At 65.8% G+C, this 10,079-nt stretch carries 4 protein-coding genes and 1 pseudogene; 2 read left to right on the forward strand and 3 right to left on the reverse strand.

Annotated features, from left to right (window positions below; translation table 11 throughout):
• Positions 1–192 precede the first annotated feature (192 nt).
• The gene (locus CJ177_RS06535) at positions 193–993 is read right to left on the reverse strand and encodes a trans-aconitate 2-methyltransferase (RefSeq protein WP_061700987.1); all 801 of its coding nucleotides are present in this window, start codon (positions 991–993) and stop codon (positions 193–195) included.
• A gap of 218 nt (positions 994–1,211) precedes the next feature.
• Between CJ177_RS06535 and CJ177_RS06540 the strand changes: the two genes are divergently transcribed.
• Both CJ177_RS06540 and CJ177_RS06545 read left to right on the forward strand, forming a co-directional pair.
• On the forward strand, positions 1,212–1,667 hold the full coding sequence (locus CJ177_RS06540; protein ID WP_095867427.1) for an SRPBCC family protein: 456 nt from the start codon (positions 1,212–1,214) through the stop codon (positions 1,665–1,667).
• 105 nt (positions 1,668–1,772) lie between these two features.
• Positions 1,773–2,396 (forward strand): maleylpyruvate isomerase family mycothiol-dependent enzyme, encoded by a 624-nt coding sequence (locus tag CJ177_RS06545; RefSeq protein ID WP_095867428.1) that lies wholly within the window; start codon positions 1,773–1,775, stop codon positions 2,394–2,396.
• A gap of 127 nt (positions 2,397–2,523) precedes the next feature.
• On the opposite strand, the pseudogene CJ177_RS48105 reads toward CJ177_RS06545, so the two are convergent.
• Positions 2,524–2,671: pseudogene (locus tag CJ177_RS48105) on the reverse strand (mammalian cell entry protein); the annotation flags it as partial.
• Between the two features lie 60 nt (positions 2,672–2,731).
• Positions 2,732–10,033: a non-ribosomal peptide synthetase gene (locus CJ177_RS06555; RefSeq protein WP_306453378.1), complete on the reverse strand. Its 7,302-nt coding sequence runs from the start codon at positions 10,031–10,033 to the stop codon at positions 2,732–2,734.
• Positions 10,034–10,079: the final 46 nt, after the last annotated feature.

Here is a 10,079-nt window from a genome sequence, read left to right on the forward strand (position 1 = left end):
TGTTCCTACTCGGTGCGGTGCTGGCCGGCAGTGGAGGTGTTCTGGGGTTGGCAGTCGCACTCTTCGGAGGTGCCGAACCAAGCCGCCTTCGCCTATGTGCGTTGGACGGCCACACCGAAGCCTGTGATGCGCCCCGGGCTTGACCGGAGAGTCGGTCGGGTCGTCGGCCGTCTGGCGCGAAATGCGTGAAGATCAGCTGCGACGGCGGGCAATGTGCAGGACCGCGCCGAAGTGCCGCCGGATGCGGTGATCGGGCCGCTCGGCGATTCGGCGACGAATCTCGCCGTAGAGCCGTTCCCGTTGCCACTTCGCCATGGCGATGTGACCGGAGAAGGTGTCGAGAAGGTCGAGGTAACCGTCCACGTCGTAGCTGACTTCCCAGTCGAAGTGACGGACCACGACATTGTCGAAGAGCCCGCACTCCCACATTTCGGCCCGATGATCGGCGAGTTCACCCGGGCGCGGCCACGTCGCGGCATCTGGGAGACCTTCGCCGATCTCCTCGTAGACGGGCTGGATGTCACGAAAGATCGGGTCCCCACCTTCCGGGAACACGTGTTGTGCACCCCAGAAAGCCAGATGTCCTTCGGGGCGAATGAGGCTGGCCGCCTTGATGTATCGCGTCGAGGGATCGATCCAGTGCCAGGAGGTTGCCGCGAACACGAGGTCGTAGGTCACGCCTGGCGCAGGCCTCCATTGCTCGAAATCGTCGCAGACCACCTCGGCGTGAGGGAACGGCGCTACATTCTCACGCGCGATCGCTGCCAGGTCATGCCCGAGTTCGATCGACGTGATGGTGAAGCCCCGCCGCGCGAGCTCGACGGTGGCCTTGCCCGTACCTCCTCCGATCTCCAGTAGCGAGTCGCCTGGGCGCAGTCCGGACGTGAGGACGAGTTCGTCGTAGAGCGCTGACGGATAGCTGGGCCGAGCGGCGTGGTACTTCTCGGCGGCCAACTCGAAGGTGTTCCGAAGCGTACGGCGATCCGTTGTCATGATTCGATCATCTCTGCTCCTTTGCAGATCGATCCAGTTCTATCGGCGATTCGTGGGCTTATCGCACCGTCTACCAGCGCTTTGATGCGCTAACCATCAGTGACAGCGAGCCCGCACAGAGAGGAAGATCAAACAGACCGGTCTCCAGTCTTCTGGCCCTACATCGCCTGAGGAGCGTGACGAGGTCGGTCGAATCCGATCCAGCCACCACCAAAGGGATGATCACCATGCCGGTTGTCGAGCAGTCCGTCGTCATTGCCCGTCCTGCGTCGGAAGTGTGGAGTTTTGTCACCGTTGCGGAGAACTGGCCGTCGTGGGAGGCGTCCACCGTTGAATGCGAGCAGCTCACCGACGGGGAACTCGGGGTGGGCACCCGGTGGCGCGGGGTAACCCGCATTCTGGGTAGGCGGCTCGACTGGGTCACCGAATTCGTCGAGTACGAGCCGTTGAAGGTGGCTGCGTCCAGGTCGGTGGAGAGCAATATCGCCTTCACCGCGACGACAAGGCTCGAGGAAGTCGACGGCGGCACCCTGTTCACCTATCGGACCGACAGCGAAAGTGGCCTCGGAGGGATCTTCGGCAAGCTGGCTGACCCGATAGTCGCGAAGGCGTACTCACGCACGGTGCGAGCAAGCCTGGACAACCTCGCAGACCTGCTCACCATCGACAGCTGACCATGTGGGTCGGCTCTCATTCGGTCGTTCCTCGGGCAGCGATGAGTTTCCGTGTCTCGACGAGTCTTACCTTGCATACGATGTGGCCGACCGAAGGAGCGAGCTGTGGAAGATGCCTGGTCGATGGTGCACGCGGAGCGTGCGGCGCTGATCGACGACCTCGGGTATCTCGACGCCGCGCGGTGGGACGAGCCCTCGCTCTGTGGCGAGTGGACCGTGCACGACGTGGTTGCACACCTGGTCGACACGGCTCGGACGACGCGCCTCGGTTTCATGCTCGGCCTCGCCCGGGCGCGATTCGACTTCGACCGCCAGAACGCGCGCGGCGCGGAACGCGAGCGTGGCGCCTCACCGCAGGAGACATTGGAGCGGCTTCGTCGGGCGGCGTCGCGCACGTCGACGCCTCCGGCACCCCTCGACAGCAGGCTCGTCGAGGAAATCGTCCACGGTGAGGACATCCGTCGGCCCTTGAGACTCACCCGCGCCTACCCGGCGGAGGCCGTCGACAGATCGCTCCGCCTCCAGACGCGCACCCCGGCGTCCTTCGGCGGCGCAAAAGAGCTTGTGTCCCGTGTCCGGCTGACGGCAGCGGACGCCGACGTGTCGATCGGCGACGGCCCCGAGGTGAGCGGCACCGCCCTTTCGCTTCTCCTGGCCGTCTCCGGTCGGAGAGTGGCGCTCGACGACCTCGACGGACCGGGAGTGGAGGTCCTCGCGGCGGCGATCTGACGATCCACCGTCCGGAAACCGGGCGACGGTCCACTTGCGGGCGTGATCTGGGCTCCGTATCCCGGGACCCGAGCGGGGACCCCGGTGACGTCCTCGTAGCAAGCCGGTCCGCGATTGTCGAGCAGGCGCGGCTCGGGTCGCCGGCCTGGATCGGCGGAGCCGTGTCGCCCTCGGGAACGATCAGCGACACATAGCGTTCGCCGAAAAGCGTCTCGGGCAGCAACCGCCGTCGCGGTGGACGGAATCAGCTGCGCCTTGTCCGGCTGGATCGCGAGATGGCGATTTCATGCGGTCGTTGCACCATCGAGTAGTTCGTTTGGCACAGGGAGGCGCCGCTAACTGACAGCGTCGACGAGGTAGGTGTTGAGAACTCGTGCAATGTCCGCCAACGCTCGCGGCGTGGTCATACGAATATGCGTGGCATCGATGGGACAATAGTCGATTGAACCAGTTATATATGGTTGCCAGCAACTTTCGGCAACTTCCTGGGTCATCTCGCCAGCTGCGGCGGCGAAGAAAAGCATGTCTCCGTCGAACACGGCGGGGTGGTACTCGGCGACCAACCGTGGCGCGTCGTTGAAGGATTCGACGATCCGCTTCACGTGTGATGGCTGGAGAAACTCGAATGCTCCGGTTCGCAGATGAATCAGTTCGGTCGCTTGTTCAGCCGACATGGATCCCCCCGCGGCATCGAAGTCTTCGGCACCGAATCCAAACAGATCGGCTAGCTCGACCAGAATGTCTTCAACAGTGAATTCCTGGTTTACAGTCGATTCCGCTTCGCCGAACCGGCTGTCCAGCATCGCCAGCATCGAGACCTGCTTCCCGAGAAGGCGAAGTCGTGTGGCTACGGCGTGGGCAATAACTCCGCCCAAGGACCAGCCGAGCAGGTGATATGGCCCATCTGGTTGCACGGCCTGGATCTCCCGGACGTAGTGCTCCGCCAACTGTTCGATCGAACGGGGATGCGGGTCGTCTTCGACGAGTTCGGGGGATTGCAGCCCGTAGATTCGCCGTCTCGGTTCGGTGTATCGACCCAAACCTGCGTAGCACCAGGCCAATCCGCTAGCCGGGTGTATGCAAAAGATCGGGTCGGAATCTCCAGCTGATGTGATCGGGAACAGGACGTCGAATGCCGAAGGCCCGGTCGGCACAATAGGTGTCGACCCGTCGGAGACCGACTCGACTCTACTGGCGATCGCTTCCACCGTGGCTCCAGTGAAGAGCCATGCCACTTGTATCTCGACGTCGAGAGCCTCGCGCAGCCGCGCACTGACCTGGATGGCGAGCAGCGAGTTGCCGCCCAGGGTGAAGAAGTCGTCGTCGAGTCCGACGCGGTCGACGCCGAGGACGTCGGTGAAGACGTCGGCGATTGTCTGTTCGGTGGGGGTGAGCGGTGGTCGGAACTGCCGGTTCAACGGTGCTGGTGCGGGTAGTGCCCGCCGGTCGATCTTGCCGTTGGTGGTCAGGGGTAGTGCGTCGAGGATGGTGATGGGGGTGGGCACCATGTAGTCGGGGAGGTGGTCGGCGGCGAAGGTGTGGATCGTGGTGGGGTCGAGGGGGGTGTGGTCGCGGGGGACGACGTAGCCGACGAGTCGGTCGCCGGTGTGGTGGTCGTGGTGGACTGTCACTGCGGCGTGGGTGATGTCGGGGTGGGTGGTGAGGGTTGCTTCGATTTCGCCGAGTTCGATGCGGTGGCCGCGGATTTTGATTTGGAGGTCGCGGCGGCCGAGGTATTCGAGGGTGCCGTCGGGGTGCCAGCGGACGAGGTCGCCGGTGCGGTACATGCGTTCGCCGGGTGGGCCGTAGGGGTTGGCGACGAACCGTTCGGCGGTCAGTGCGGGTCGGTTGTGGTATCCGCGGGCCAGCTGGACCCCGGCCACATACAACTCGCCCACCACCGCCACCGGTACCGGATGCAAGCGGTGGTCCAGCACGTAGGCGTGGCAGTTGATCTGGGGTGTGCCGATGGGTACCACCGACTCTTCGTGCTGGGTGCAGCGGTGGCAGATGACGCTGACGGTGGTTTCGGTGGGCCCGTACTGGTTCCATACCGTCGCCGGACCGAACTCCGCCAACCGCGCGACCGTCTGCCCGGACAGCATTTCACCGCCGAGGTAGACCACCCGCACGCCGCGGAGGACGTCGGGTGATCGGCCGGCCATCAGGGCGGTCAGTACCGTCGGCACCGACGCCACGTGAGTGACCTTCTGTGCCCGGATGAGTTCGGCGAGGTAGTCGGGGTCGCGTTGGCCGTCGGGCCCTGCCAAGACCACGCAGCCCCCGACCTGTAGCGGTGCGAAGAGATCGGGGGTCGATGCGTCGAAGGTCACCGCGTTGCTCTGCAGAAGACGATCACCGGCACGGTGATCGAACGCCTCGACCACCCACTGAGCCTCGTTGACGATCGCGCTGTGCGCCACGGTCACTCCCTTCGGGCGGCCGGTCGATCCCGAGGTGAACATCACGTAGGCCGTGTTCTGCGGGCGTAGTGGTGCGCGGCGGTCCGCGTCGGTCACCGGCGCCCCGGACAGCCGTGACAGATCGATGGTGTCGAGGTGGAGGACCGGTACCGGGTCGGGCAGATCGTCTTGGTCGTCGTGGGTGGTGGTCAGCATGCAGGTGGGTTGTGCCACTGCGAGTATGAAGTGTGTGCGCTCGGCTGGGTGGTGGGGGTCGAGGGGCAGATAAGCTGCACCGGCGGTGAGGGTCGCGTAGACGCCGACGACGAAGTCGAGGGAGCGGCGCATCCGTAGTGCCACGATGGTTTCCGGGCCCACGCCCTGGGTGATCAGGTGTCGGGCGAGACGATTGACGCGTGCGTCGAACTCGGCGTAGGACAGTGTTCGGTTTCCGTCGACCACCGCGGGCGCGTCGGGTGTGCGCGTCACCTGCGCACCGAACATCGACACCAGTGTGTCGGTGGTTGTCGCATGATCGGTGTGGTTCCAGTCCTCGAGGATCAGCTGTTTTTCGTCGGCGTCGAGGAGGTCGAGGTCGCCGACCGGGCTGTCGGGATCGGCGATGATGGCTTCGAGGACACGTAGGTATCGGTTGAGCAGGGCCTGGACGTATGTTTCGTCGAACAGGTCGTGGAGGTATGTCAGGGTTAGTCGGATGTGGGTGTCGTCGGTGATTTTCAGGGCGAGGGGGTAGTGGGTGTTGTCGTTGGCTCTGACGCCGGCGAGGGTCATGCCGTCGAGTGCGTCGGCCTGTTCGGTAAGTGTGGCCTGCTCGACGGGATACGACTCGAACACCGTCAGCGTGTCGAAGAGGGCGTCGGTTGTCCCGGCGGCTTGCTGAATGTCGGTGAGCCCGAGATAGAGGTGGTCGAGCAGGTCGGTCTGTTCACGGTGCATCCGTGTCAGTAGTTGGGTGATCGACTTGTCCGGGTCCGCTCGCACCCTGACCGGCACCGTGTTGATGAACAGTCCGATCATCGATTCCACGCCTGCGAGCTGGGGTGGTCGTCCTGACACGGTGCTGCCGAAGACTGTGTCGTCGCGGCCGGTCATCCGCATCATCAGGATTCCCCAGGCCGCCTGGATGACTGTGTTGACGGTGACATCGAGTCGGGCGGCCAACTCGGACAGGGCACGTGTCCTGTGCTCGCCGAGGTCGGCGGTTGCTTCACCTGCCCGCGAGGAGATCTCTCGGCCCGGGTCGGCCGGGGCGAGCAGGGTCGGGCCCTCGACACCCTCGAGCGCCGTCGCCCAGACCTGCCGCGACGTCGCCTCGTCCTGTTCGGCGCGCCATTCCAGATAGCTGCGATATGGACGGGCGGGAGGCAACGCCGTCGCCTGGTCGCCGGCGGCATAGAGTGCGAGCATGTCCGTCATCAGCAGTGGCATGGACCAGCCGTCGAGCAGGATGTGGTGGTTGGCGACGACCAGCTCGTACCGGTCCTCGGCTACCGTGACCAGTGTGAACCGGATCAACGGTGGTGCGGTCATGTCGAAGTGCGTGGCCTGATCGTCGGCCAGCAGTCGCGTCAACGCGTCCGGGTGAGTGGTGTCGTCGACGTTGCGTAGATCGACCTCGGACCATGGCACCGGCACCTTGTCGAGGACCAGCTGCACGGGTATGCCGTCGGCTCCTTCGACGAACGCCACCCGCAGATTCGGGTGCCGATTCAGTACCGCCTGTGCCGCCGTATGCAGCCGGGTGGCGTCCACCCGGCCTGTGAGGGTGAACACGACCTGCATCGAGTACACGTCGACCGACGACGCGGCCAACAGGGCGTGGAACAGCAGACCCGACTGCAGCGGCGTCATGGGCCACACGTCCGTGACCGCCGGATACGTCGCTTCCCAGTGGTCGATGTCCGATTGGCGTGCGGTGACCAACGGTAGATCCGACGGTGTCAGCCCGCCGGCGTCGGGGGTCTGCGCATGGGTAGCGAGGGCGGCGAGCGCAGCACACCATTTCTCCGCCAAGTCCTGCACATCGGTCCGCCCGATTGCACCGGTCGGGAACGTGAACGTGGCGCCCAGCACCGGACCCTCGCTGCCGTCGGTGACGATCGCGTTGATGTCGACGACGCCGTTCGCCGGCATGTCGGCATCTCCCGGAGCGGCGATGTCGCCGAGATGGCCGCACGGTGCCCACTCCGCGCCCGGCCTCTCGTTCGGTACACCACTGCCAGACACCCGGCCGAGGTAGTTGAAGCTGATCTGGCCGACCGGCAGTGACCGCAACTGCTCGGCTGTGTCCCGATTCAGGTAGCGCAGCAGCCCGTAGCCGATTCCCCTGTCCGGTATCGACCTCAGCTGCTCCTTGATCGACTTGACCACCACACCGGCCGCGGCGCCACCGGCGAAGGCCTCGTCGAGGTCGGCGGCCCCGATATCCAGACGCACCGGCAACACTGTGGTGAACCATCCCACCGTCCGAGACAGATCCGCTCCCGCGGCAATCTGCTCCTGACGGCCGTGTCCCTCGAGTTGGATCAGCGTCGAGGATTCGGAGATCTGTCGCGCGCGCCGCCACCGGCAGACGGCTAATGCCAATGCCGCCAACAGTCCGTCCTCGACGCCGCCGTGGAACAGTGTCGGCAAGGTCGTCAGGAGTGATGCCGTCACCGGTGCCGGTACGCTCACCTCGACCCGGTCGAGGGTGGATCCCACATCGATAGCCGCGTTGAACGGGCGGAGGCCCACTACCGGGTCGGGGGCTTGCAGCAGCGCCTGCCACATCGGCAACTCCGCCAGCCGCGCCGGGGCCGACGACTCCTCGACCAACGCGTGCGCCCACCGGCGCATCGACGTTCCGGCGGGATCCAACACCGGAGTGTGCCCAGCGGACACCTGCGCCCACGCGGAGGCCAAGTCGGGCAGGATTATCCGCCACGACACCCCGTCGATCACCAGGTGGTGCGCGACGATCAGCAGCCGGCCCGGCCGCTGCGCGGTGCTGCATTCCGACCGGAAATCGAGCCACACGAACTGCACCATCACGCCCGTCGTCGGCGCCAGCCGCCGCAACGCCGCATCCAATTGCGCCGACGCCAACGCCGCCGCGGCTTCCTCGTCGAGATCGGCGGTGACTTCCACCCGGCGAACAAGGCCGTCCACGTCGATGGCATCCGACCCACCGACTTCCAGACCCCACCCGCGTTCGTCGTCGACAAGTCGCGAGCGGAAAATGTCGTGGTGCTCGAGCACGGCCTCGACCGTTGCCACCAACCCGCCGCGCTCAATTCCGGGCGGCAACTCCACCCACATGTGTTGCGAGAATCGACCGAAGCCGCCACCCCGCTCGATCAGCGCCGCCGCGACCGGGGTCAGCGGCATCCACCCGATGCCGCCGCCCGGCAACTCCTCGAGCACCACCGGCAGTCCGGAGTTCTCGGGACGTTGCGCGACTTCAGCCAGGCCGCCGACAGTCCTGCGCTCGAATACATCGCGTGAGGAGAACACCACGCCCCGGGCTTTCGCGCGCGACACCAACTTAATCGCGACGATGCTGTCGCCACCGAGGGCGAAGAACGACTCGTCGACCCCGACGCGGTCGACGCCGAGGACGTCGGTGAAGACGTCGGCGATGGTCTGTTCGGTGGGGGTGACCGGTGGTCGGAACTGCCGGTTCAACGGTGCTGGTGCGGGTAGTGCTCGCCGGTCGATCTTGCCGTTGGCGCTCACTGGCATCCGGTCGAGGGTCACGAACACCGACGGCACCATGAAATCGGGCAGGCGCGCACCGACCGTCGCGGCGAGCGTGTCGGGGTCGACGTGGGCGCCCGGGGTTGGCACCACGTAGGCCACCAGTTGCTCGGTGACTGTGCCCTGGTGGACTGTCACTGCGGCGTGGGTGATGTCGGGGTGGGTGGTGAGGGTTGCTTCGATTTCGCCGAGTTCGATGCGGTGGCCGCGGATTTTGATTTGGAGGTCGCGGCGGCCGAGGTATTCGAGGGTGCCGTCGGGGTGCCAGCGGACGAGGTCGCCGGTGCGGTACATGCGTTCGCCGGGTGGGCCGTAGGGGTTGGCGACGAACCGTTCGGCGGTCAGTGCGGGTCGGTTGTGGTATCCGCGGCCCAGCTGGATCCCGGCCAGGTGCAGTTCTGCGGTCACGCCGGTGGGGACGGGGCGGAGTCGGTCGTCGAGGACGTAGGCGTGGGTGCCGCGGATCGGGCCGCCGATGGTGATCGGGCCGCCGGGTGGCAGTGGTCCGCTGCAGTTGCTCATCACGGTTGTTTCGGTGGGGCCGTAGCCGTTGAAGAAGCGGCGGGGTGTGTGGGTGGGGGAGGTGTCGGGGGGTGTGGCCCAGCGGGTGGGCAGGTCGGGGGTGCAGGCCTCGCCGGCGGAGAGGACGGTGTGCAGGGTGTGGAGGTGGGTGGGGTCGATGGTGGCCAGTGCGGCCGGTGTGATCACGGCGTGGGTGACGTGGTTGGTGTGGAGGAGTTGGGTGAGTTCGTCGCCGCCGAAGACGGTGGGTGGGGCGATGACCATGGTGGCGCCGGATCCGGCGGCGAGGAGCAGTTCGAAGACCGAGGCGTCGAAGCTCGGGGATGCCACGGCCAGGGTGCGGGAGTCGGGGGTGATGGTGAATCGTTCGTGTTGTTCGGCGGCGAGGTTGGCCAGCCCTTGGTGGGTGACGACGACGCCTTTGGGGGTGCCGGTGGAGCCGGAGGTGTAGAGCAGGTAGGCGGTGTTGGTGGTGTGCAGGGGTCGGAGTCGGTCGGTGTCGGTGATTGGACCTGAATCCATGGTGTTGCAGCGGGTTTCGAGGTCGGGGGTGTCGATGACGAGCCAGGGCAGTGGTTCGGGCAGGGTGGTGGCGTGCTCGGTGGTGGTCACTCCGAGTGCGGCTCGGGAGTCCGAGAGCATGTGGGTGATGCGGTCTTTCGGGTAGTTCGGGTCGATGGGGAGGAACGCGGCGCCGGTTTTGGTGGTCGCCCAGATTGCGAGGATCGCTTCGAGGGAGCGGGGGAGTGCGATGGCGACGGTGTCTTCGGTGCCGATGCCTTCGGCGATCAGGATCCGTGCCAGTTGGGAGGATGCGGTGTCGAGTTGTTCGTAGGACAGGTGGTGGTCTTCGTATGTCACCGCCGGTGCGGTGCGGTTGTGTGCTGCGGCGGTGGTGAGCAGTTGGGGCAGTGTCGTTGCGGGGTGTTCGGGGCCGCCGGTGCGGTCGAGCAGGTTCCGTCGTTCGTCGGCGTCGAGGAGGTCGAGGTCGCCGACCCGG

The sequence above is a fragment of the Rhodococcus sp. ACPA1 genome (assembly GCF_002300195.1).
GTDB classification, from domain to species: Bacteria; Actinomycetota; Actinomycetes; order Mycobacteriales; family Mycobacteriaceae; genus Rhodococcus_F; species Rhodococcus_F opacus.